The following is a 21,872-nucleotide window of genomic DNA, read 5'->3' as shown; positions in this document are numbered from 1 at the left end:
CCTCTGAACTTTGGCAATGACTCTCGATGCCGTTCCGAACGGGTTCGTTACGGCCGCTGCACCTGATGTGATGAAAGATACGTTGCCCGCCGTGGGCATTTAACGCCGCCGACGATTGCCGGGAGTTCGGCACGTCCCGGTGACGGCTCTCATGCGAGGCTACATCAACTTCCGAGCGTGCGGAAGAGGATTCGCCAGCCGCGACGTTTCGCATTTCGGCTAAGGCACAGACCTCAACGCGCGCTGAACCGCCGCTCGCGCGCCTTGTACAGATGATAGCTGATCAATTCCCGCAGCTTTGCCGGTTCATCGAATTCGAGCTGAACGGCAAACGGCACGATGCCATCAGGCACGCCTTCGCGGCCGCGCAGGCGTGCAAGGTCCTTCTCCGTCGTCACCAGCGTGAGCTGCTCGCGCCGCGCTTCCGCTACGAGCGCCGCGATCTCGTCTTGCGAAAACACGTGGTGGTCGGCGAAAGCGCGCGCGTGCGCGACCTCGATGCCGCTCGCACGCAGAGTGCGGAAGAAGCGGTCGGGATCACCGATGCCGGCGAAGGCGAAGACCCGCTTTCCGAGCAGCTGCGTGAGCGATGCCGTAACCGGCTTCAGCCGCGCGCGCAGCTCGGGCTTGTCGCGCTTGGCAAGCTCGGCCGCGACATCGTTGGCAGCACGGCCATCGCCGATCAGCACCAGCGCGTCGGTGCGCGCGAGCTGCGCCTGCAGCGGCGCGCGCAGGGGGCCTGCGGGAAACACCCTGCCGTTGCCGAGGCCGCGCTCGCTGTCGATCACGATCAGGGAGGCGTCCTTGAACAGACCAGGATTCTGGAAACCATCATCCATCAGGATCACGGTGGCGCCCTGCGACTTCGCGAGCGCGACGCCGTCGAGACGGTCGCGCGCGACTGCGACCGGGACGTCGCTCGCCATCATCAGGGGCTCGTCGCCGACGTCGGTTGCGGTGTGACGTGCGCGGTCGACCGTGACCGGGCCCTTCAGGCGTCCGCCATAGCCGCGGCTGATCACGACCGGCGTCTCGCCGAGCTCGCGCAAGAGCTTGGTCAACGCCAGCACGGTCGGCGTCTTGCCGGCGCCGCCGACATGGTAGTTGCCGACGCAGATCACGGGGATGCCGGCATCCACGCCCGTGCGCTGCATGCGCCGTGCGGTGATGGCGCCGTAGAGCACACCCAGGGGAGAAAGGACATGCGAAAGCGGGGAACGCGGCCGGTACCAGAAGGCCGGCTCACGCATTGGCGGCTCCCATCTCGATCCGCAACTGCAACAGATACGGCTCGAGCGCGGCCATGGTGCGATCGAGCGCACCGCCAAGCTGCTCGACCACGCCCGAGGCTGCGCGTTGCATCTTGTCGCGCACCGTCGGCTCGGCCAGAAGCTGTCCGAGCTGCTTGACCAACGCCTCCTGCGTGTCGGCCTGCCGTGCCCCGCCGCTCGCATCGAGCGCCTCATAGACATCGGCGAAGTTGAACACGTGCGGACCATGGACGATCGCGCCGCCAAGCTTGATCGCTTCGATCGGATTCTGGCCGCCATGGTGGATCAGCGATCCGCCCATGAACACGATTCCCGAGAGCCGATAGAACAGCCCGAGCTCGCCCATGGTGTCGGCGACATAGACGTCGGTCGTCGCCGTCGGCAGCTCCTCGCGCGAGCGCAATGCCGGTTTCAGGCCCGAGGCCGTGATCAGGCCTGCGATCGAGGAGCCGCGATCCGGATGCCGCGGCACGATCACGGTGAGAAGCTGCGGGAAGAAACCGACGAGACTGCGATGCGCCGCCACCAGCATCTCGTCCTCGCCCGGATGGGTCGAGGCCGCGACGATGATCGGCCTGCCGCGCGTCATCGCCATCAGCCGTTCGAGCTTGGCCTGATCGGCCGGCGGCGCCGGCACGTCGAGCTTGAGATTGCCCGTGGTGACGACGTCGCGGCCGCCGAGCGCGGAGAAGCGCTCCGCATCGATCTTCGACTGCGCAAGACAAATGTCGAACCGCGACAGCAGCGCCGAGATGGTTCCGTGCATGCGCCGCCAGCGCGGGAAAGAACGCGGCGACATCCGCCCGTTGATCAGCACCATCGGCACCCGGCGCGCCGCGCCGGCGAGGATCAGGTTCGGCCACAGATCGGATTCGATGAACAGCGCCAGCGACGGCTTCCAGTGATCGAGGAAGCGCGCGACATAGCGCGGCGAGTCATACGGCACGTATTGATGGATGACATCGGGCGGAAAGCGCTTTGCCACCACCGCCGCCGAGGTGACCGTGCCCGAGGTGAGCAGGATACGCAGGTTGAGATCGCGCAGGCGCTCGATCAGCGCCGCCGCGGCCAGCACCTCGCCGACGCTGGCGCCGTGAATCCAGACCAGCGGGCCATGCGGCCGCACGTCGCGGGACAGGCCACGCCGCTCGCCGACCCGCGCGGGATCCTCCTTGCCCTGCTTCAGCCGCCGCTTGATCAGCGCAGGCGCGAGCGGCACCAGGCCGCTAGCCAGGCGCCGATACATCCGCAGCGTCATCGGCAGCGAACTAGGCATCTTCAGGTCCCGGGCGGCCGAGCTGCGCATAGGCGCGGCGGGTCGCCTCGTTCAACGTGTCTTCCAGCTCCTGCCGCAGCGCTTCCATCGTGGCGGCGTCGGCATCTGCGGGAACGTGGATTTCCTTGATGCCGACCAATGCGCCCCGCCCGAATGGCAGATTGATGGTGGTGCGGTCCCAGTTCTTGAGCCGGACGAAGCGGCTGGTCGCCATCGCGAAAGGCATGATCGGCCGTCCCGATTCCCGTGCCAGCATGATGATGCCGAGCCCGGCCACGCGCGAACGCTTGGGGACATCGGCGGTCAGCGCGACATTACAACCGTCCTGGAGCGTCCGCACCATTTCCTTGAAAGCGCCGACCCCGCCCTTGCGGTGGAAAGCCCCGCCATGATCGCCGGAACCCCTGATCGTGCCGATGCCTAGCCGCTCGGCGGCGATGGCGTTGAACTCGCCGTCGCGATGCCGGGAGATCAGGACCCTGGCCTTGTACCGGTCCTTGTTCTTGATGAACGGGGTGAGGAAGTGCTGGCCGTGCCAGAAGGCGAAGATCGCCGGGATCTGCGGTTCGACGCGTTCATAGACATCCGGCGGATCGAACGTGAACCTGTTGGTCCGCCAGACAAAGCGCAGATATTCGGCCGCCAGGACCCCGACGGCACGCTGAACGAAGCTGCTTCGCAGCGTATTGCGAAGCAGTTTCTTCAACGTGCCGGTTCTTGATTCGGATCGAGCAGCCGATGCAGGTGCACGATGAAATAGCGCATCTGCGCATTGTCGACCGTGCTCTGCGCCTTGGCCCGCCAGGCAGCGTGGGCGGTGGCATAGTTCGGATAGAGGCCGACGATGTCGACCTCGTCCAGATTCTTGAAGGTGTTGTGGTCGAGATCGACGAGCTCGCCGCCGATGACGAGGTGAAGCAGTTGTTGCGGGGCACTATCTGGCATGAGTTCTGTTCCTAACGGGCTGCCCGGCAAAGCAGTGTTCGAGAAGCACGACGAAAGCGCTTTAGGCTAAGGGACGGTTGCGAAAATGCGCGACAATGCCCGCATGACGATCGCGTCCCGCTGCCACCAGCACCCCGTGCGCCACTTCCCGGCGGTTATAGAGGATGGGTTCTCCGGAGAGGTCGCTCATCCTACCATCCGCTTCCTGCACGATCAAATCGGCCGCGGCAAGATCCCAATCATGGCTGTTGCCCCCCGCAAAAGCCGCATCCAGCGCGCCGTGGGCGACCCGGCACAGCCGCAGCGCGAGCGAGCCGATTCGCCGGTGCAGCTTGATCTCGCCGAGTGACGGCTTCAGCCGCTCGACCAGGGGCTTCGGGCCGGCGACGCGGGCGAAGTCGAGCTCGGATCCGCCCGTCGCCCGCACCGGCTTGTCGTTCAGCGTCGTGCCCTGGCCGCGCACCGCGAAGAAGAACTCGTCGGTCGCCGGCGCGAACACCGCGGCCAGCACCGGCGCGGCGTCCTCCACCAGCGCGACGCTGACGCACCATTCGTCGTGCCCGCCGAGATAATTGCGGGTGCCGTCGATGGGATCGACGATCCAAGTCAGCCGCCGCGACAGCCGCGCCGCGTCGTCAGCGCTCTCCTCGGACAGCCAGCCATAGTCGGGAGTGGCAGCGCGCAGGCGCGTTTCGAGCAGATCATTGACCGCGATATCGGCTTCCGACACCGGCGAGGACGCGCCCTTGATCCACTTCCTCAGCTCGGTGCGGAACATCGACTGCGCGAGCGCGCCCGCGTCCCGCACCGTGTCCTTCAGCAGCGCCGCATCGCGGGTCAGGATGGTCTTGTCGAGAACAGGCGTCATCGGGTCAACCGAGCCGCATGCGAAGACCACCTCTCCCCATCGGGCAGAGGTCGATTTGCGCAGCAAATCGCGTGAGAGGGCGCAGGTCCCGCGAGAGCGCGGTCCCCTCACCCGCGCCTTCGGCGCGACCTCTCCCCATGGGAGAGGTGAGCCAAGCAGCGTCTGCTCGGTCAGCGTCCGCCAAGCGTCAAACCCTCGATGCGCACCGTCGGCGCATTGATGCCGTAGCGGAACTCGAGATTGTTCGCGGGCTGCATCGACTTGAAGATCTCGAACAGATGCCCGGCGATCGTCACTTCACTGACGGGATAGGTGATCTCGCCGTTCTCGATCCAGAAGCCGGAGGCGCCCCGGCTGTAATCACCGGTGACGCCGTTGACACCGGAGCCGATCAGATCGGTGACGTAAAAGCCCTGCTTGACGTCGGCGATCAGCTCGGCGGGCGTTGGCGTGCCGGGCTCGAGATGCAGGTTGTACGGCCCCGGCGAGGGCGAAGAGGAAACGCCGCGATGGGCGTGGCCGGTCGTGGTGAGGCCGAGCTCGCGTGCGGTGGCGCAGTCGAGCAGCCAGGTCGTCAGCACGCCTTCGTCGACCAGCGCGAGTCTTTGCACCGCGACGCCTTCGGCGTCGAACGTCTGCGAGCGCAGGCCGCGCTTGCGCAGCGGATCGTCGACGATACGGATGTTCTTGGCGAAGAGCTGCTGGCCGAGCTTGTCCTTGAGGAAGCTGGTCTTGCGCGCGATCGAGGCGCCGTTGATGGCGCCGACGAGATGGCCGACCAGGGAGCCGGCGACGCGCGGATCGAACACCACCGGCACCTTGCAGGTCTCGACCTTGCGCGGATTGTAGCGCGCCACGGTGCGCTCGCCGGCGGAACGGCCGACGGTTTCCGGCGACAACAGATCGGCGCCATGTGGCGCCGAGGTGAAGTCGTAGTCGCGCTCCATGCTGGTGCCTTCGCCCGATATGGCGGTCGCGGAGATGCCCTGGCTGGAACGGAGGTAGGAGCCGTGGAAACCGGTCGAGGTGACGAGCACCATGCCGCCGATGCCGGCAGACGCCGAAGCGCCGCCGGACTTGGTCACGCCCTTCACGCCGAGCGCGGCAGCTTCGGCCGCGAGCGCGCGGCGCTCGAGCTCGGCCGTCGTGGGCACATGGGGATCGAGCAGGTCGAGATCGGGGAAGTCGCGCGCGAGCAACGCAGGATCGGCCAGGCCGACATATTTGTCGTCGGGCGCGACACGCGCCATCGCCACCGCGCGTTCGGCGAGCTTGGTGACGGCATCGCCGCTGACATCGTTGGTCGAAACCACCGCCTGGCGCTGGCCGACCAGCACGCGCAGGCCGACATCGTCGCCCTCGGACCGCTCGGATTCCTCGACACGACCGTCGCGCACCTCGACACCCTGCGAGACGCCGCGCACCGCGACCGCGTCGGCCGCATCCGCGCCGGCGCGCCTGGCCGCCTCGACCAGCCGCTGCGCGAGATCGGAGAGCGCGGACTGATCGAACAAATCGCGATTGGCTGAAGTCGAAAGCGTCGAGCTTGGTGAAGAGTTCACGAACGAAATCCTATTGGGGCGGGGTTCGGGACCGGAACCCACAGATGTGCCCTGATAGCGCGGACTTCAAGCATTTTCAGCCCGCAAAAGCTCAAATTCGCAGCTCTCGCGCAACGTCTCGTCAATCATGCGCGCCAAGGTCTTGTCAATCATGAGGAGCAAGTGACGGTGGGTTAACCAGCCTTTTTAAGCGGTTTCGGACAGGCGCGCGCTAAGGTCTTCGCATCGACCGGGAACATAATCCCGGCGGGGAGAACGAAGCCGTGAGGCGTCAAACAGCAACATGCGGGGCCAACCCCGCCGGGTCGAGCCGCTCCTTGCGGCTCGACCCTCTTTCCCTTCCGGTCCGCTTCGATGCGCATGATCCGCGCGCCGACGGACATGTCAGGCAGATCGAGCTTCATCGCGAGCGCGTCGTGCTGCGCCGTGCCGTCCGCGGCATGCAGATGGCGATCAACGTCCGCGTTGCCGACTTCACCGGCGTCGCGTTGCGCGGCAAGGACGAAGCGCAGACGCTCGTCCTCGTGCATCGCGATCCCTCGCTATCCATTCCGCTGCTGGTCGGCGCCGATGCCGACGAGATCGCGCAAGCCTGGACAATCTGGAGCGAGATCTTCGCGCTGCCGCAGCTCGACGAGGGTGCCCGCAAGCCCGCGCCGCGCCGCCGCCGCGCCAACGCGATTCGCACCCGCCGCCCGAAGTTCTTGATGCGGCGCCGCACCGGCATGGCGCGCGAGCTGCCCGTTCATCGGGACGAGCGCGAGATTATTGCGCGGAACTAAGCGGCGACTACGCTGCCTTCACCGCCGCGTCCGCGAGCAATCCCGCAAACAGCAGCAAGCCGGCATCGCGGTTCGACTTGAACAGGCGCAGGCAGAGTTCAGGATCGTCAATCCTGAGGCGCACGATCTGTGACGCCAGATGCGCGGTGAAGGCGATCAGCCCGAGCCAGGCCGGCCAGCGCGCATCGCCGGACGCCAGTGCAATGCCGATCAGCATCACCGCGAGCCCGTAGAAAAGGACCAGCGCCTGGCGCGTATGCGTGCCGAACAGGCGCGCGGTCGACTTGATGCCGATCAGAGCGTCGTCCTCGGCGTCCTGATGCGCGTAGATCGTGTCATAGCCGATCACCCACGTAATCGCGCCGGCATAGAGCACGAGCGCGGTGACGTCGATGCGTCCGAAGGTGACGGCAAATCCCATCAAGGCGCCCCAGGAGAAGGCAAGCCCGAGCACGGTCTGCGGCCACCAGGTGATGCGCTTCATGAAGGGATAGATCGCGACGATCACGAGCGAGGCGATGCCGGTCGCAATCGCGAAGCGGTTGAATTGCAGGAGCACCACGAGACCGATCAGCGCCTGTGCAACCATGAAGACCAGCGCCTGCTTCGTGGTCACCTGCCCCGACGGCAGCGGCCGCGAGCGCGTGCGCTCGACCTTGTCGTCGAGATCGCGGTCGGTGATGTCGTTCCAGGTGCAGCCCGCACCGCGCATGACGAAAGCGCCGATGAAAAACAGGACGATGGTGAGCGGCAGACCGCGGATATCGTGCGCCATGCCGGCGGCGAGCGCCGCCGACCACCAACATGGCATCAAGAGAAGCCAGGAGCCGATCGGACGGTCGAAGCGGGACAGGCGCAAATAGGGTCGCGCCCAGAGCGGCGCGAGCGTATCGACCCAGTTGCCCGTGGAATCGGCAACGCGGGCGGATGAGTCGCTCATCGGGTCAGGACGTTGCCGTTGAGCGTATCGAAGGTGCTGCCACCCTTCTTGCCGGCATTGGCCTCAGGCGCCGAGCCCGAACCCAGCACCTCGCTCAGCGAGGGACCTGCCGGACCGCGCGGCTGGTTCTGCATCTGCTGCGCAACGTTGCAGACCTTCGTCGCCATCGCCTCGGTGTTCTTGTGGCCGTCCTTCATTTGCGCGCCGACCTGCGGCGGGATTCCGCATTTGGCGGCGTGGGTCTCGATGTACTTGATCATCTTGGTCTCAGCCTGGCTGAAATTGCGGATCAGCTTACAGGCTTCGTCCGGCGGTGCATGACGGTCGCTCGCCGCCTTGATCAGCTTGCCGCGCTTCTCGGCCTCTTCGCGCAGCGGAATGAAGGCCTTCATGCAGTCCTCGCCGGGACCGGCTTGCGTCGGCGGAGCGGCGCTGAAAGCGCCACCGCCGCCGATCGGCGCGGCGCCGTTCACGGGAAAGGACGATTGCGGCGCCGTGCCGACGGAAGCGACGGGCGCCGAGCCGTTCACGGGCGGAAACGCCGAGCTGCTCGCGGCCTGGTTCGGCAGCGGCGCCGGGAAGGCGCTTTGCGCATAGGCGCCCGCGGCACCCATGGCGACCATGGCGGCAGTGATCGGAACCATCAGATGACGGATCATCAAGGCAGTCTCTCCGGCAGGAGCTTACGGGGTTCGGCGTCTTCCCAATCGAAGCGCAACCAGCGTGTTCGCGTTTTTACGATTCCCGCCGGCCCTTAACAACCCATCGAATAGGGCAAGAGCGCGGCGCGGAGACGCACCAATTCGGCGATATTTACCCCCAAAAGTACTGGTTTCGGTTAAGAACGGCGGCAAATCGGACCCTTGAACGATGCCCTCTCACGATTTTCGCGCCCCTCGCCTGTTCGTTGACGCCCCCCTCGCCCAGGACGCTAGGGTGCCGCTCGACCGCGACCAGAGCAATTATCTGGGTAACGTGCTGCGGCTGGCCACCGGGGCCGAGGTCCTGGCCTTCAACGGTCGCGATGGCGAGTGGCAGGCCGCCATCGAAGGCCGCAAGCGGCCGGATGCCCTCGTCATCCTCCAGCAGACGCGGCCCCAGGACCGACTACCCGACCTCACTTACGTGTTCGCCCCGCTCAAGCATGCCCGGCTGGATTACATGGTGCAGAAGGCCATCGAAATGGGCGCCTCCGCCCTGCAGCCGGTCCTGACCCGGTTCACCCAGGCCTCGCGGGTCAACACCGAGCGGATGCGCGCCAATGTCGTCGAGGCGGCCGAGCAATGCGGCATCCTCAGCATCGCCGCAGTTGCCGAGCCGATGCCGCTGGAGCGCTTTTTGAGCCAGCGCGTCGCGGGCCGGTTGCTGATCTTCTGCGACGAGGCGGCGGAGGTCCAAGACCCCGCTCGGAGCCTGCAAAACGCCCGCGGCGAGGCCGCTCAAGGTATCGACGTGCTGATCGGCCCCGAAGGCGGCTTCGCCGAGGAGGAGCGTACGCTGCTGCTGCGGCAGCCCAGGACCCTGCGGCTGGCGCTCGGCCCGCGGATCATGCGGGCCGATACGGCTGCTGTGGCGGCCCTGGCGCTGGTCCAGACGGTGCTGGGTGATTGGGGCAAGCCCACCTGATCCCGGCTTTGCCTGACCGTTAAGCGATTGATCCTTTGGAGGTCGAAACCGCTGTCGGGCCATGCTAAGGGCTGCGCCAATTCCCGTCTCTCCCTTGGCTACCCGGTTCCACCGGGACGATGGACCCCTGTGATGACCGCGACTGCCACCTCAAATGCTGCCGGCTCCGCCGCCTGGGCGGATACGCTGCTCTTGTCGTTCGCGCAGGCCGGCTATGTCAGGGCCGAGCCCGCGATCCTGCAACCGGCCGAGCCGTTCCTGGACCTCTCCGGCGAGGACATCCGCAAGAGCCTGTACCTCACCACCGACCTGTCCGGCGATGAGCTCTGCCTGCGCCCAGACCTGACCATTCCGGTGGCACGCGACTATCTGGCCTCGGGGCGCGCCGGCCAGCCGGCCGGATTCAGCTATCTCGGTCCGGTCTTCCGCTACCGCAGCGGTCAGGCCAGCGAGTTCCTTCAGGCCGGCATCGAATCATTCGGCCGTCAGGACCGCGCCGCGGCCGATGCCGAGATGCTGTCACTGGCGCTGGAGGCGACCGCCGCTTTCGGCGTCCGCGATGTCGAGATCCGCACCGGCGACGTCGCGCTGTTCAATGCTCTGCTGGACGCCCTCAACCTCTATCCGGTCTGGCGCCGCCGCCTGGTGAAGGATTTCAACCGCAAGATCAGCCTGGAGAAGGATCTGGAGCGATTGGCGGCCGCAGCCACCGCGACGCGCAGCGAATATGAGGGCGTGCTGGCCGCTCTCGCCGGCTCCGACCGCAAGGCGGCGCTCGCCTTCGTCACTGATCTGATGTCGATCGCCGGCACCACCCATGTCGGCGGGCGCACCACGGCCGAGATCGCCGACCGCTTCCTCGAGCAATCGACGCTGAAGGGCGGCGCGCTGCCGCGCGAGGCGATCACCGTGCTCAAGCGCTTCCTGTCGATATCAGGCAATCCCGACGATGCCATCGCCGAGCTGCGCGCGCTCACGCTTGATGCAAAGCTCGATCTCGCCTCGGCGATCGATCAACTCGAGAGCCGGGTCGGCTTCATGGCCGCGCGCGGCATCGACGTGAAGCAGACGCGCTTCTCGACCGCATTCGGACGCGGGCTCGATTATTACACCGGATTCGAATTCGAGCTGCATCACAGAGGCAACTGCGCCGAGCCGCTGGTTGCCGGTGGCCGCTATGACAGGCTGATGACCCAGCTCGGCTCGGCCGCGCCGATTCCCGCCGTCGGTTTCTCGGTCTGGGTGGATGCGCTGAACCGGATCGGCCGCAAGGTGGGAGCTTAAGACATGAGCGCGCCGTTCGTTCTGGCCGTTCCCTCCAAGGGCCGCCTGCAGGAAAACACTGAAGCCTTCTTCGCCCGCGCCGGGCTCAAGCTGTCGAAGGCCGGCGGCGCCCGCGATTATCGCGGCACCATCGCAGGGCTGGACAATGTCGAGGTTGCCTATCTCTCGGCGAGCGAGATCGCCTCGCAGCTGTCGCGCGGCTTTGCGCATCTCGGCGTCACCGGCGAAGACCTGGTGCGCGAGACCATCGCCGATGCCGACAAGCGCGTGTCGCTGATCGAAGGGCTCGGCTTCGGCTATGCCGATGTCGTCGTCGCGGTGCCGCAGGCCTGGATCGACGTCCGCACCATGGCCGACCTCGACGACGTCACCACCGGCTTCCGCGAGCAGCATCACATGCGGATGCGGGTGGCAACCAAGTTCGTCAACCTCACGCGTGCCTTCTTCCAGAGTCAGGGCATCACCGATTATCGCATCGTCGAAAGCGCGGGCGCGACCGAAGGCGCGCCGGCCGCCGGCAGCGCCGAGCTGATCGTCGACATCACCACGACCGGCGCGACGCTCGCCGCCAACGGCCTGCGGGTGCTCGATGACGGCGTGATCCTGCGCAGCCAGGCCAATCTGGTGGCATCCAAAGAGGCCGACTGGTCGCCGCAAGCGCGCGAGACGGCGCGTGTCATCCTCGATCACATCGCAGCGCGGGCCCGGGCCAACAAGTACCGCGAGGTCCGCACCCGCTTCCGGCAATGCGACGCCGCCCTGCTCAGCGAGGCTCACAGCCGATACGGAGTCGAGGCCCCGTTCGGCGGTCCGACTTCGTCAGGCATGCTGACGCTGCACTGCCCGCCCGGGCAGCTCTATGCGCTGGCGAGCTACCTGCGCGAGCACGGCGCCGAGACCGTCTCGGTGGTCTCGCTCGACTACGTGTTCGACCGGGAGAACCCGCTATTCGCCAGGCTCGAGGCGTTCCTGGGGCGGTGAGCCTCGGGTCCGTTCAGCGTAGCGACAGCAAACGGCAGTTACCATATGCGGTTGAGAAGACCTAAACGCCTCTGGAACCTTGATCGATGACGCTGGGCTCTGACGTTTCCGGCATGACGACCACCGCAGCTAGCGCCGCAGCGAAGGGGCTGTCGATCGTCATTCCCGTCTACAACGAGGCGGCCGGCCTCGCCGCACTGCATCAGCGCATCTGCGATCTCGCCAAGACCTTGCGGCAGCGGTATCGCCTGGCCTGCGAGGTCGTCTATGTCGATGACGGCAGCGCGGATGCGACGCTGTCGATCGCCCGGTCGCTGCCGGCCGACGCAATCGACGTCCAGGTGGTGTCCTTGTCGCGCAATTTCGGCAAGGAGGCCGCGCTGATGGCGGGCCTCGACCATGCCCGGCTCGGCGCCGTCATGTTCATGGATGGCGACGGCCAGCATCCGCCGGCGCTCGTCGAAGAGCTGGTGCGGCACTGGATCGATGACGGCTATGACGTCGTCTACACTGCCAAGGCGCATCGCGACAACGAGCCCTTCTTGCGCCGGATCGCCGTGCACGGCTTCTACGCGCTGATCAATTGGGGCGCCCGCCAGAAGATCCCGGAGGACGCCGGCGACTTCCGTCTGCTGTCGCCGCGCGCGGTCGCCGCACTCAGGCAGCTGCCGGAGCGCAACCGCTTCTTCAAGGGCCTCGCCAGCTGGATCGGCTTCCGCCAGATCCGTGTCGACTACGAGCCTGCGGCGCGCGCCCATGGCATCACCTCCTTCAACGCCGTAAGCCTGCTCGGCCTCTCGATCGAGGGCCTGACCTCGTTCTCGGTGGCGCCGCTGCGCTTCGCCAGCCTGCTCGGCGTTATTCTCGCCGGAGGTGCCTTCCTGTTCGGCCTGTCGATCCTCTGGGAGGTATTCACGACCGGCAAGCAGGTCCCCGGCTATCCCTCGCTCGTGGTGGGCCTGATGACGATCGGCGGCGTGCAGCTCATCATGATCGGCATCGTCGGCGAATATATCGGAAAAATCCTGTCCGAGCTGAAGGCGCGTCCGATCTACTTCGTCGCCGAGCACAGCGCGAAGCATTTCGAGGCCGGCAAGGCCCAGGACGATTCAAGCCAGGACGCCGCGAGCAGGACGGCAGCCGAATGAGCACCGCCGCGAGCCCGCGGCGAATCTGGCTCTGCGCCGACGATTACGGCATCAGCCCGGGCGTCAACCGCGCCATCCGCGACCTGATCGAACGCGGCCGCCTCAACGCCACTTCGGTGATGATGGTAGGTCCGGCGATCATGCGCGGCGAAGTCGAGGCGCTGCAGGCTTGTGCAAAGCAAAGCCCGCGCTGCGCGATCGGATTGCATGTGACGCTGTCGGCGCCGTTCCGGCCGCTCACCATGCACTTCCGCCCGCTCGACGGCGACATGTTCATGCCGTTTCCAAAACTGCTGCGCGCGGGACTTTTGCGGCGGCTCGACCGTGAATTCATCCGCAACGAGGTGAAGGCGCAACTGGCCGCCTTCATGGAAGCGTTCGGACGCGCTCCTGATTTTGTCGACGGCCACCAGCATGTGCAGCTCTATCCGCAGGTGCGCGACGGCTTCGTCGATGCAGTCGCTGAGGCTGCGCCAAACGCCTGGGTGCGCCAGGGCGGCCGCGATCTGCCGCTGGCGCAGCGGCTCGCCTCACCGAAAGCGATGGTGCTCGATATCCTCAGCGCGCAATTCCGCCCCCGTGCCGCCAGTGCCGGACTGAGCTTCAATCCCGCCTTCGCCGGCGCCTATGATTTCACGCGCGCGGCCGATTTCGGCGCGCTGATGCGGCAATTCCTGGAAGGTCTCCCCGATGGCGGCCTCGTGATGTGCCATCCCGGCTTCGTCGATGAGGTCCTCGCCGGACTCGATCCCATGACCGACGTGCGTGAACGCGAGCACGCATATCTGAAGAGCGACGCCTTCGCGCGCCTGCTGGCGGACAGCAACGTGACATTGGGATGAAACGGGCGAAAAGCGGGACCAGGCGACAGCTTGTCGCCTACGGAAATTTAATCCGGCCGGCACTGTTGGGGCCATAATGGAACCCTACATCTCCTGCGCGCTTGGTTCTGCGCAGAGGAGACAGATCATGACGCCGCAGGAACGCCAGCTCGTCGACGAGCTTTTTGACCGGCTTTCTAAACTGGAGAATGCACCGCGCGATCCCGACGCGACCGCGGCAATTTCCGACGGTCTGCGCAAGGCGCCCGGCGCGGTCTACGCGCTGGTGCAGACCGTGTTGGTGCAGGACGAAGCACTCAAGCGCGCCAATGCCCGCATTCAGGAGTTGGAGGCAGGACACGGGCCCGAGCAGGCGCAGTCTGGCGGCTTCCTGGATACCATGCGCGAGACGCTGTTCGGATCGAGCCCGTCGCGCGGCTCGGTTCCGAACGTGCCGCCGCGCGATTCGCGGCCGGTCTGGAACAGCGGACAGGCGATGCAGCAGACGCAGCCAGGTTACGGCGCGCCGCCCTACGGGCAGGCCTATGGCCAGGGTCCGGGTCAGGGCTATGGCGCTCCGCCGGTCGGTGGTGGCGGCTCGTTCCTCGGCACGGCCGCAGCGGCCGCGGCCGGCGTCGTCGGCGGCTCCCTCCTGCTCTCGAGCATCCGCGGCATGATGGGCGGTCCGCACCAGCAGGCTTTCGGCGACACCACGATCATCGAGGAGCGCGGTGGCGGCGGCGCAGGTGGAAGCCCCTGGGGCGGTAGCGATCAGTCCGGCGGCTCGCTGGCACGCGATGCGGGCCTGAACGACATCGGCTCCAACCGGGACAGCCGCCAGGGCTTCTTCGACCAGGCGGCGAACGACCGCGACAACAACGACCAGAATTACGACGACGATCGCGACGACAATTTCAACACGGCTGACGACAGCGATTTCGACAGCGGCGATGACGGCGGCAGCGATTACGCGTGAGCATTTGCGCTGCAGATGCAAACCGGCCGCCTCCAGGCGGCCGGTTTCTTTTGAGGCTGAGTTGAAGTGCCTTCTGCGCCAGCGCGCGCAGAGAAGCCGTTCGATATAAATAATATGACTAATGCACACCGTTGCTGGATAGCACCGAGCAGAACGTCAGCAGCGCGCATGACTTCACCATAGAAGTTGAAAATCGCGCTTCTGACGCGTGCAGCCGTAGACTCCCGGATTTCCAAATACGGACATGGGTGTTCAACTGGAAGAACACGTTGCTTCCGCCACACGTCGTGGCTGCCTCTCTTGGCTATAGTCGGGGGTCTTGAACATGAGTCCACTTCAGCAGCGCATTGCAACCTTGAGCGACGTGACAACCCATCTCATCACCGAATTGTACGAGTTGGAGGGACTGCACGAACGCCTCCGGAAGGCGGAGCTGTCGGTGCGGCGGCTAAGCCGCTTCGCTCGCGCACCGCGTTCGGCTTCATCAACTTGTCGTCGCCGTCTCGGGTCGAGGGGACACCGTCAGCAGACATAGACTAACCAAGCAGGCGCTCGGCGGCGGCACGCACCCCCTTCGATGCCGCGCATCCCGAGCCGGCGCGGCATGCGGAGTTGATCGCCCCATCGAGCGCATGACGCTTCACATCACCACGACCTTGGTGCCGACGTTGACGCGGCCGTAGAGATCGATGACATCCTCGTTGCGCATGCGGATGCAACCGGAGGAGACGTTGGTGCCGATGGTCCAGGGCTCGTTGGAGCCGTGAATGCGGTAGAGGGTCGAGCCGAGATACATCGCGCGAGCGCCGAGCGGATTTTCTGGACCGCCTTCCATGTGCCGCGGCAAATCGGGCCGGCGCGCGAGCATCTCGGCCGGCGGCGTCCAGTCCGGCCATTCGCGTTTGGCCGTGATCGACTTCACGCCGGACCAGGTGAAGCCGGGACGGCCTACACCGATACCGTAGCGCAACGCGCGGCCGTTGCCCTCGACGAGATAGAGGAACTTGTTCGGCGTATCGACCACGATCGTGCCCGGACTTTCCTTGCCGCTATAGTCGACGAGTTGCTTCTCGAATTTCGGATCGAATGGACGCTGCCGCGGATCGACCGCGTCCTGCTGGAGCGCGCTTTGCTGAATTGCGCCTTGCATCTGCGGCTCGCCCATCGGCGGCAGGCGGCGCTGCTCGTAGTAAGCCGGCTGCTGCTGATACATCGGCTGCTGCGGCGCATAGGCCGGACCGCGGCCGGGACCGTCGCCGAACAGAAACTCGATGAAGCCGCCACCCAGATTCGAATTCGACGCGACGCGCACCGGCGCCGGCGGCACCTGCGGCGCGTAGAGCACCGCGGGCGGATCGTTCGGCACGGTATTGTCGAAGGCGCCGGCGTCCGCGCCGGCAACGAAGGTGCAAGCGCCGCCGAGCAGCGCAACAGACATTTTCTTGAACATCGACGTACTCTGTACTGTTTCGTCTAGATCACATGCGTCGTGGCGAGCCGGTGGCTGATCCGCGCTCCTCGACGTGGTCAATAAAAAGCAAAAGCCGCTTTGTTTGGTAAACGTATCGGGCGTTTGGATTCACCACGTCGCGAGCGGCGGCGCAATTTCGCGATCAGCGTTTATTTTCGATGAACGCAGCGCGGCCATGGTTAATCGCTTCTTTGCGCAGCGTCGCGCGCGGCCGATCGGCAGTTCCGCCTGTGAACTTCGTGTTAAATCGGTTCTGCCTACAAAGACGCGTGAGTGAGGTGGGGGAGTAACCTGATGGCTGTTCACCGCAAGCGTTTTCGCGTCGAGGATATCATCAGCGGCGAGATGCCGATTCTGGACGACACCGAAGAGGCAATCCCGATGCATAGCGAGATCATGGCCGAGCTGCGCGCGATCCGCGCCCAGATGGCGAAGGGCGTCGTCGCGGCCCCGCTGTCCGGCAGCGCTGCCATGGCGGCGATCGATGCTTCCACGGCGCACGAGCTTGCCGAAGCCCGCACCATGCTCGAGACCTACCGGGCGCAGATCGAGCAGTGCGAGAAGCTGAAGGTCGAGCTCGACCTCATCCACGACGCCATCGATCGTACCAAGCGCGAGATCGCGACGCTGCACGGCAAGAGCTTCGACGGCGGCGAAATGGCCAAGGTCAATGGCGAGCTCGGCGCGGTGGTCGGCGGCACCGAGCAGGCGACCCAGCAAATCCTCGAAGCCGCGGAATCGATCGACCAGGCCGCCAGCGCAATGTCCAAGGTGGACTCGGCCGATCAGCAGAAGCGCCTCGCCGACGATATCCAGGAGCGCGTCATCTCGATCTTCGAGGCCTGCAACTTCCAGGACCTGACCGGCCAGCGCATCAGCAAGGTCATGACCACGATGAAGTTCATCGAGCAGCACATCAATGCGATGATGGACATCTGGGGTGGCGTCGACGCGATCAAGGCCCATGTGCCGGCGCAGGTCGACAACCGCAGCGACGACGAGAAGCTCCTCAATGGTCCGAAGCTCGCCGGCGACGTCGGCCACGCCTCGCAAGACGACATCGACGCGCTGTTTGATTGAGCGGACGCGCATACGGACAAAGCAAAACGCCGGCCCAGGGCCGGCGTTTTTGTTTGCCGTCATTGCGAGCGAAGCGAAGCAATCCAGACTGTCACCCTGGAAAGACTCTCGATTGCTTCGCTACGCTCGCAATGACGAGTGGTTGGGCCGGAGCCCTATCACGCCCTTGGCGCGCAGCGGACGTAGACCATGTTGCCGTAGCGCGTGGCGGCGTCCTTGTCGATGAAGCGGGTGATCAGGACGCGGCCGTCGAAGGAGACGATCTCGCGGTCCTGCTCGCCGGGGGTCGGACCGGCCGGTCCGATGTAGTTCTTGCCGCTCGGCGAGCCCTTCAGCCGCAGTTCCTGCGGCGTCGCCTGGTCGGCCAGATGCATGATCACGCCGCCGGATGAACCGGCGCCGATCACGTAGGGATTCTTGCACTGGGCTCTCGCCGCAGCCTCGGTGCGAGCGCGGTCGGCCGGGTTCTGGAACGAGGCGAGACCCCAGCGACCGACGATCTCGTCGGCGCGGATGGTGGCCGGCATTTCCGGAGCTGTGCCGGGCTCGGCTTCGGGCGGCGGCGAGGACGACGAGAAGGATGGCAGGCTCATGCCGCCGCCGCAGGCGCCCAGCAACAGCGCCAGACAAGAGGCGGCCGCCAGATTGGCAACCGTGCGCGTGTGAGCCGAACAGATCATGGCATTCCCCCGAACAAGACCATGGCCGCACCCCTCCCGCAGCCAAGCGCAAAACCGCTGCCGGAGCAATGACGTCCTTCTATACGCCGGCGCTCCGAACGAGTTTCCAATGCCACCATCCTATATCCGCCTCAACAACCGCTTAACCACCTTTGCTTGACAGGATCGCAGCCAAGCCATATTTCCGGGCCCACTATTAGCACTCGGAAAGCCCGATTGCTAAGCGCGCCGTTCGATCCTCGAGGAGAGGGTGGACGGAAGCGCCGCCCCACCGACTTCCACTACTTCCGAAGCGAGCCTCCAAAGGGAAACGTCATGGCTAAATCCAAATTTCGTCCGCTGCATGACCGTGTCGTGGTCAAACGTATCGACGCCGAGGAAAAGACCAAGGGCGGCATCATCATTCCCGACACCGCCAAGGAAAAGCCGTCGCAGGGCGAGGTCGTCGCCGTCGGCCCCGGCGGCCGCGACGAGACCGGCAAGCTGATTCCGATCGACCTCAAGGTCGGCGACCGCGTGCTGTTCGGCAAGTGGTCGGGCACCGAGGTCAAGATCGACAATGAAGAGCTCCTGATCATGAAGGAGTCGGACATCATGGGCGTGCTGGCCTAAGGCCACCCGCCTGAACGGCCACTGAATGCTCCGCTGTCATGCCCGGGCTCGACCCGGGCATCCATCCTTCCTCACAAGATGATGGATTGCCGGGCCTACGCCACGCCGAAGCGGCTTCGGCCGCGCAGGCGGGTCAAGCCCGGCAATGACGAAGACAGCGCCGCACGCACGAAACAAGACACATCACGAAACAAGAGGGACTGCAGACCATGGCTGCCAAAGACGTCAAGTTTTCCGGAGACGCGCGCGAACGCATGCTGCGCGGCGTCGACGTTCTCGCCAACGCCGTCAAGGTGACGCTCGGTCCGAAGGGCCGCAACGTCGTCATCGAGAAGAGCTTCGGCGCGCCCCGCATCACCAAGGACGGCGTCACCGTCGCCAAGGAGATCGAGCTCGAGGACAAGTTCGAGAACATGGGCGCCCAGATGGTGCGTGAGGTCGCCTCCAAGACCAACGACCTCGCCGGCGACGGCACCACCACCGCGACCGTGCTGGCCCAGGCCATCGTGCGCGAAGGCGCCAAGGCGGTTGCCGCCGGCATGAACCCGATGGACCTCAAGCGCGGCATCGACACCGCGGTTGCCGCGGTCGTCAAGGATATCGAAAAGCGCGCCAAACCGGTCGCCGCCTCCTCCGAGGTCGCCCAGGTCGGCACCATCTCGGCCAACGGCGATGCCGCCATCGGCAAGATGATCGCCCAGGCGATGCAGAAGGTCGGCAACGAGGGCGTCATCACCGTCGAGGAGAACAAGTCGCTCGACACCGAGGTCGACATCGTCGAGGGCATGAAGTTCGACCGCGGCTATCTCAGCCCCTACTTCGTCACCAATGCCGAGAAGATGACCGCCGAGCTCGAGGACGCCTACATCCTCCTGCACGAGAAGAAGCTCTCGGGCCTGCAGGCCATGCTGCCGGTGCTCGAAGCCGTGGTGCAGTCGGGCAAGCCGCTCGTCATCATCGCCGAGGACGTCGAGGGCGAGGCGCTGGCCACCCTGGTCGTCAACCGGCTCCGTGGCGGCCTCAAGGTCGCCGCCGTCAAGGCGCCGGGTTTCGGTGACCGCCGCAAGGCCATGCTGGAGGACATCGCGATCCTCACCGGCGGCCAGCTCATCTCCGAGGAGCTCGGCATCAAGCTCGAGAACGTCACGGTGAAGATGCTGGGACGCGCGGGCAAGGTGGTGATCGACAAGGAGAACACCACGATCGTCAAGGGCGCCGGCAAGAAGCCGGAGATCGAGGCCCGCGTCGGCCAGATCAAGGCTCAGATCGAGGAGACCACCTCGGACTACGACCGCGAGAAGCTCCAGGAGCGCCTCGCCAAGCTCGCCGGCGGCGTCGCGGTCATCCGCGTCGGCGGCGCCACCGAGATCGAGGTCAAGGAGAAGAAGGACCGCGTCGAGGACGCGCTCAACGCCACCCGCGCCGCGGTGCAGGAAGGCATCGTCCCAGGCGGCGGCGTCGCGCTGCTCCGCGCCAAGAAGGCGGTCGGCCGTCTCACCAACGCCAATGACGACGTCCAGGCCGGCATCAACATCGTGCTGAAGGCACTGGAGGCCCCGATCCGCCAGATCTCCGAGAACGCGGGCGTGGAAGGCTCGATCGTCGTCGGCAAGATCCTGGAGAACAAGTCCGAGACCTTCGGCTTCGACGCCCAGAACGAGGACTATGTCGACATGGTCGAGAAGGGCATCATCGATCCGGCCAAGGTGGTGCGCACCGCGCTGCAGGACGCCTCCTCCGTGGCCGGCCTGCTGGTCACCACCGAAGCCATGGTCGCCGAGCTGCCGAAGAAGGAAGCTCCGCCCGCCATGCCCCCCGGCGGCGGCATGGGCGGCTTCTAAGCCTCCATCCCAATGAAAGTGTTGCGAAGGCCGCCTCCAGGCGGCCTTCTTTTTTGCCGACCCTGCCTCCTCGCTTTCCGATTCAACCAGCGGCCAAAACCCACTACGGTGGCGCGCCGATTCTGATCGTTTGGGCATGATCCTCTCGGAAAACCGCTTCACACTTTTCCGGATCATGCCCGTTGCCCGAGGATCTCATCAATGCGTGCGCTTCTGGTTTGTTCGACAGCCGTTTTGGCGGCCCTGCTCACCGTTTCGCCGCATCCGGCCTCCGCCCAGATGAAGCTGTCGCCGAAGTCGACAGTGCCGGGCGGAACCGAGACGCGCTATTTCACCTCGATCGACGGGCTGATGGACGGCAATGCCGACGTGATCCTGAAGGAGACACGGCAGGGCAAGACGGTCACCGCGGCGGTGCTCGACGTCTGTTACCCGGTCGCGAAAAACTCCGAGCGCAAGGACCGGTTCGTCGTCAATCTCCAGGTCGCCGGCCAGACGCTGACGGGAACGACGCAGAGCCTCGGCGAGAAGTCGCCGGTCAGCGTCAAGCTGACGCGCAAACAGTCCGGCGACACGTTCGAATTCCGCGGCCAGATCGCGATCGGTCAGGCGGTGACCGAGGTCACCTCGCCCGACAATTCCGATCTCAGCGAAAGAGAATTCCTGGACAGTCAGACCTCCGACGACGGCATCACGCCGCAGCCGAAGGATTTCACCGACGTCTCGCCGGAAGCGATCGCAGTCAAGGTCAAGCTCGACGCTGCGACCGACTTCCTGAAGAGCCTGAAGGGCCAGGAGGTCGAGGTGACGCTGGCGAGCCTCAATGTCGGCTGCGATGCGCTGCGCGCGGGCGAGCAGACCATCAACATGTCGGTCGATCCCGAGCGCGCGGGCGCGCTGCTGTCGAAATTCAAGGCGATGCCCGGCGTCACGGCCGCTGGCTGGACTGCGGGCATGACCGAGATGGACCGCACCATCCGCTTCCCCGCGGCCGACTGGCGCGAGGGCGACAAGATCAACAAGGGCAAGCTTGCGACCGCGGTGGCGAACGTGCTGAGCAGGACACTCGCGGCAAAGCCGGTGTCGCAAAACTTCAATCCGGCCACCGGCAAGCTTAAGCTGGTGTTCAAGCGGCCGAACCAGGATTTTCCGGCGCTCGAGCTCACCGACACGATCGAGGTCGCAGGGCTCGTATCGCCCGACAAGCCGGGCGCCACCGACAAGCTCATGCTCTGGATCGGCAGCCCCGCAACCACCACCGCCGACGAGAGCAGCGGTGCCAAGCTCAATTTGTCCGAGGACGCGAGCCCGGACGAAGAAGGCGATCTGCCCGACGACAACGGCTCGATCGAGGCGCTTGCCCAGGAGCTGAAGGGCCAGCGCTGGGATGCCGACAAGTCGGTGTGGAAGTAGGCCGAGCTACCGTGCCCCGGACGCAGCGCGACAGCGCTTCAGAGCCGCCCCCCCAAGAGGCTGCACGCGAAGTCGGGGATGAATTCCTGGGTCCCGGCCCTGCGTCGCATCGCCTAAAGCGCGATGAGATTTGGATGAATCGTCATCGCGCTTTAGCTTGTTGTTTACGCATGATCTTTCCGGAAAACCGCTTCGCACTTTTCCGGATCATGCTTTAGGCGATGCGCCTTGTCCGGGACATGAGAGTGCCGCGAGCGAGACCTAAACCGCGATGGGATCAGGATGAATCACCATC

The 21,872-nt window shown here is 65.5% G+C and carries 21 protein-coding genes; 11 read left to right on the top strand and 10 right to left on the bottom strand.

The genetic code is table 11. From position 1 onward, the window contains the following. Positions 1-233 precede the first annotated feature (233 nt). The 6 genes from lpxK to P6U27_RS05200 all read right to left on the bottom strand — a co-directional run bounded on the left by lpxK (position 234) and on the right by P6U27_RS05200 (position 5,922). The gene (gene lpxK / locus P6U27_RS05225) at positions 234-1,250 is read right to left on the bottom strand and encodes a tetraacyldisaccharide 4'-kinase (RefSeq protein ID WP_209294672.1); all 1,017 of its coding nucleotides are present in this window, start codon (positions 1,248-1,250) and stop codon (positions 234-236) included. Next, positions 1,243-2,577: a 3-deoxy-D-manno-octulosonic acid transferase gene (locus P6U27_RS05220; protein WP_122400951.1), complete on the bottom strand. Its 1,335-nt coding sequence runs from the start codon at positions 2,575-2,577 to the stop codon at positions 1,243-1,245. Before P6U27_RS05220 ends, lpxK begins: the two co-directional genes overlap by 8 nt. Further along, positions 2,540-3,253, bottom strand: a complete 714-nt coding sequence (locus P6U27_RS05215) for a lysophospholipid acyltransferase family protein (protein WP_122400950.1) — start codon at positions 3,251-3,253, stop codon at positions 2,540-2,542. The genes P6U27_RS05220 and P6U27_RS05215 overlap by 38 nt, the downstream gene beginning before the upstream one ends. Next, positions 3,250-3,492, bottom strand: coding sequence for a DUF4170 domain-containing protein (locus P6U27_RS05210; protein ID WP_122400949.1), 243 nt, complete (start codon positions 3,490-3,492; stop codon positions 3,250-3,252). Before P6U27_RS05210 ends, P6U27_RS05215 begins: the two co-directional genes overlap by 4 nt. A gap of 61 nt (positions 3,493-3,553) precedes the next feature. After that, a complete protein-coding gene (locus tag P6U27_RS05205) occupies positions 3,554-4,360 on the bottom strand; it encodes a 3'(2'),5'-bisphosphate nucleotidase CysQ (RefSeq protein WP_209294677.1) in 807 nt (268 codons plus the stop codon). A gap of 170 nt (positions 4,361-4,530) precedes the next feature. Continuing rightward, the gene (locus P6U27_RS05200; protein WP_407120274.1) at positions 4,531-5,922 is read right to left on the bottom strand and encodes a TldD/PmbA family protein; all 1,392 of its coding nucleotides are present in this window, start codon (positions 5,920-5,922) and stop codon (positions 4,531-4,533) included. A gap of 263 nt (positions 5,923-6,185) precedes the next feature. On the opposite strand from P6U27_RS05200, the gene P6U27_RS05195 reads away from it, so the two are divergent. Beyond that, the gene (locus tag P6U27_RS05195) at positions 6,186-6,704 is read left to right on the top strand and encodes a DUF6101 family protein (RefSeq protein WP_129142597.1); all 519 of its coding nucleotides are present in this window, start codon (positions 6,186-6,188) and stop codon (positions 6,702-6,704) included. Positions 6,705-6,711: 7 nt separating this feature from the next. On the opposite strand, the gene ubiA is transcribed toward P6U27_RS05195, so the two are convergent. Both ubiA and P6U27_RS05185 read right to left on the bottom strand, forming a co-directional pair. Then, complete coding sequence (gene ubiA / locus P6U27_RS05190) at positions 6,712-7,644, bottom strand: 4-hydroxybenzoate octaprenyltransferase (protein WP_129142598.1); 933 nt, start codon at positions 7,642-7,644, stop codon at positions 6,712-6,714. Further along, positions 7,641-8,303 carry a hypothetical protein gene (locus P6U27_RS05185; RefSeq protein ID WP_129142599.1) on the bottom strand — a complete coding sequence of 221 codons (663 nt, stop codon included), beginning with the start codon at positions 8,301-8,303 and terminating at the stop codon, positions 7,641-7,643. The genes ubiA and P6U27_RS05185 overlap by 4 nt, the downstream gene beginning before the upstream one ends. A gap of 211 nt (positions 8,304-8,514) precedes the next feature. Here P6U27_RS05185 and P6U27_RS05180 point away from each other — a divergent pair, with 211 nt between their 5' ends. The 6 genes from P6U27_RS05180 (at position 8,515) to P6U27_RS05155 (ending at position 14,480) form a co-directional block, all read left to right on the top strand. Beyond that, positions 8,515-9,270 carry a 16S rRNA (uracil(1498)-N(3))-methyltransferase gene (locus P6U27_RS05180; RefSeq protein ID WP_407193724.1) on the top strand — a complete coding sequence of 252 codons (756 nt, stop codon included), beginning with the start codon at positions 8,515-8,517 and terminating at the stop codon, positions 9,268-9,270. 132 nt (positions 9,271-9,402) lie between these two features. Continuing rightward, complete coding sequence (locus tag P6U27_RS05175) at positions 9,403-10,554, top strand: ATP phosphoribosyltransferase regulatory subunit (RefSeq protein ID WP_209294670.1); 1,152 nt, start codon at positions 9,403-9,405, stop codon at positions 10,552-10,554. A gap of 3 nt (positions 10,555-10,557) precedes the next feature. Further along, positions 10,558-11,535, top strand: coding sequence for an ATP phosphoribosyltransferase (hisG, locus tag P6U27_RS05170; protein WP_122400942.1), 978 nt, complete (start codon positions 10,558-10,560; stop codon positions 11,533-11,535). Positions 11,536-11,621: 86 nt separating this feature from the next. Then, positions 11,622-12,683, top strand: a complete 1,062-nt coding sequence (locus tag P6U27_RS05165; protein WP_209294669.1) for a glycosyltransferase family 2 protein — start codon at positions 11,622-11,624, stop codon at positions 12,681-12,683. Continuing rightward, complete coding sequence (locus P6U27_RS05160) at positions 12,680-13,525, top strand: ChbG/HpnK family deacetylase (protein WP_209294668.1); 846 nt, start codon at positions 12,680-12,682, stop codon at positions 13,523-13,525. Before P6U27_RS05165 ends, P6U27_RS05160 begins: the two co-directional genes overlap by 4 nt. Before the next feature lie 127 nt (positions 13,526-13,652). Further along, on the top strand, positions 13,653-14,480 hold the full coding sequence (locus P6U27_RS05155; protein ID WP_129142603.1) for a DUF2076 domain-containing protein: 828 nt from the start codon (positions 13,653-13,655) through the stop codon (positions 14,478-14,480). Between the two features lie 640 nt (positions 14,481-15,120). Here the strand turns inward: P6U27_RS05155 and P6U27_RS05150 are convergent. After that, positions 15,121-15,930, bottom strand: a complete 810-nt coding sequence (locus P6U27_RS05150) for a L,D-transpeptidase (protein ID WP_122400939.1) — start codon at positions 15,928-15,930, stop codon at positions 15,121-15,123. Positions 15,931-16,245: 315 nt separating this feature from the next. On the opposite strand from P6U27_RS05150, the gene P6U27_RS05145 reads away from it, so the two are divergent. Continuing rightward, positions 16,246-17,031, top strand: a complete 786-nt coding sequence (locus P6U27_RS05145; protein ID WP_164936759.1) for a protein phosphatase CheZ — start codon at positions 16,246-16,248, stop codon at positions 17,029-17,031. 158 nt (positions 17,032-17,189) lie between these two features. Here the strand turns inward: P6U27_RS05145 and P6U27_RS05140 are convergent, their stop codons facing one another. Next, a complete protein-coding gene (locus P6U27_RS05140) occupies positions 17,190-17,711 on the bottom strand; it encodes a hypothetical protein (protein ID WP_162500113.1) in 522 nt (173 codons plus the stop codon). 315 nt (positions 17,712-18,026) lie between these two features. Between P6U27_RS05140 and groES the strand changes: the two genes are divergently transcribed. The 3 genes from groES (at position 18,027) to P6U27_RS05125 (ending at position 21,577) form a co-directional block, all read left to right on the top strand. Further along, positions 18,027-18,323, top strand: a complete 297-nt coding sequence (gene groES / locus P6U27_RS05135) for a co-chaperone GroES (protein ID WP_025033779.1) — start codon at positions 18,027-18,029, stop codon at positions 18,321-18,323. A 209-nt stretch (positions 18,324-18,532) separates the two neighbouring features. Next, the gene (gene groL / locus P6U27_RS05130; RefSeq protein ID WP_122400936.1) at positions 18,533-20,164 is read left to right on the top strand and encodes a chaperonin GroEL; all 1,632 of its coding nucleotides are present in this window, start codon (positions 18,533-18,535) and stop codon (positions 20,162-20,164) included. Between the two features lie 201 nt (positions 20,165-20,365). Then, positions 20,366-21,577: a hypothetical protein gene (locus tag P6U27_RS05125; RefSeq protein ID WP_129142605.1), complete on the top strand. Its 1,212-nt coding sequence runs from the start codon at positions 20,366-20,368 to the stop codon at positions 21,575-21,577. The last annotated feature ends 295 nt before the right edge of the window (positions 21,578-21,872 follow it).

The sequence above is a fragment of the Bradyrhizobium sp. STM 3566 genome (assembly GCF_045571445.1).
Lineage (GTDB): Bacteria > Pseudomonadota > Alphaproteobacteria > Rhizobiales > Xanthobacteraceae > Bradyrhizobium > Bradyrhizobium vignae.
The sequence above is the reverse complement of the archived record's forward strand: the minus strand, read 5'-3'. Positions and strand labels throughout refer to the sequence as shown.

Excerpts from the sequence above, each read along its gene's own strand:
- P6U27_RS05150 (WP_122400939.1), bottom strand. The coding sequence starts at position 15,930 with ATGTTCAAGAAAATGTCTGTTGCGCTGCTCGGCGGCGCTTGCACCTTC.
- P6U27_RS05125 (WP_129142605.1), top strand. The coding sequence starts at position 20,366 with ATGCGTGCGCTTCTGGTTTGTTCGACAGCCGTTTTGGCGGCCCTGCTC.
- P6U27_RS05165 (WP_209294669.1), top strand. The coding sequence starts at position 11,622 with ATGACGCTGGGCTCTGACGTTTCCGGCATGACGACCACCGCAGCTAGC.
- P6U27_RS05220 (WP_122400951.1), bottom strand. The coding sequence starts at position 2,577 with ATGCGCAGCTCGGCCGCCCGGGACCTGAAGATGCCTAGTTCGCTGCCG.
- hisG (WP_122400942.1), top strand. The coding sequence starts at position 10,558 with ATGAGCGCGCCGTTCGTTCTGGCCGTTCCCTCCAAGGGCCGCCTGCAG.
- groES (WP_025033779.1), top strand. The coding sequence starts at position 18,027 with ATGGCTAAATCCAAATTTCGTCCGCTGCATGACCGTGTCGTGGTCAAA.
- P6U27_RS05145 (WP_164936759.1), top strand. The coding sequence starts at position 16,246 with ATGGCTGTTCACCGCAAGCGTTTTCGCGTCGAGGATATCATCAGCGGC.
- P6U27_RS05180 (WP_407193724.1), top strand. The coding sequence starts at position 8,515 with ATGCCCTCTCACGATTTTCGCGCCCCTCGCCTGTTCGTTGACGCCCCC.
- ubiA (WP_129142598.1), bottom strand. The coding sequence starts at position 7,644 with ATGAGCGACTCATCCGCCCGCGTTGCCGATTCCACGGGCAACTGGGTC.
- lpxK (WP_209294672.1), bottom strand. The coding sequence starts at position 1,250 with ATGCGTGAGCCGGCCTTCTGGTACCGGCCGCGTTCCCCGCTTTCGCAT.
- P6U27_RS05155 (WP_129142603.1), top strand. The coding sequence starts at position 13,653 with ATGACGCCGCAGGAACGCCAGCTCGTCGACGAGCTTTTTGACCGGCTT.
- P6U27_RS05160 (WP_209294668.1), top strand. The coding sequence starts at position 12,680 with ATGAGCACCGCCGCGAGCCCGCGGCGAATCTGGCTCTGCGCCGACGAT.
- P6U27_RS05210 (WP_122400949.1), bottom strand. The coding sequence starts at position 3,492 with ATGCCAGATAGTGCCCCGCAACAACTGCTTCACCTCGTCATCGGCGGC.
- P6U27_RS05205 (WP_209294677.1), bottom strand. The coding sequence starts at position 4,360 with ATGACGCCTGTTCTCGACAAGACCATCCTGACCCGCGATGCGGCGCTG.
- P6U27_RS05140 (WP_162500113.1), bottom strand. The coding sequence starts at position 17,711 with ATGATCTGTTCGGCTCACACGCGCACGGTTGCCAATCTGGCGGCCGCC.
- P6U27_RS05175 (WP_209294670.1), top strand. The coding sequence starts at position 9,403 with ATGACCGCGACTGCCACCTCAAATGCTGCCGGCTCCGCCGCCTGGGCG.
- P6U27_RS05185 (WP_129142599.1), bottom strand. The coding sequence starts at position 8,303 with ATGATCCGTCATCTGATGGTTCCGATCACTGCCGCCATGGTCGCCATG.
- groL (WP_122400936.1), top strand. The coding sequence starts at position 18,533 with ATGGCTGCCAAAGACGTCAAGTTTTCCGGAGACGCGCGCGAACGCATG.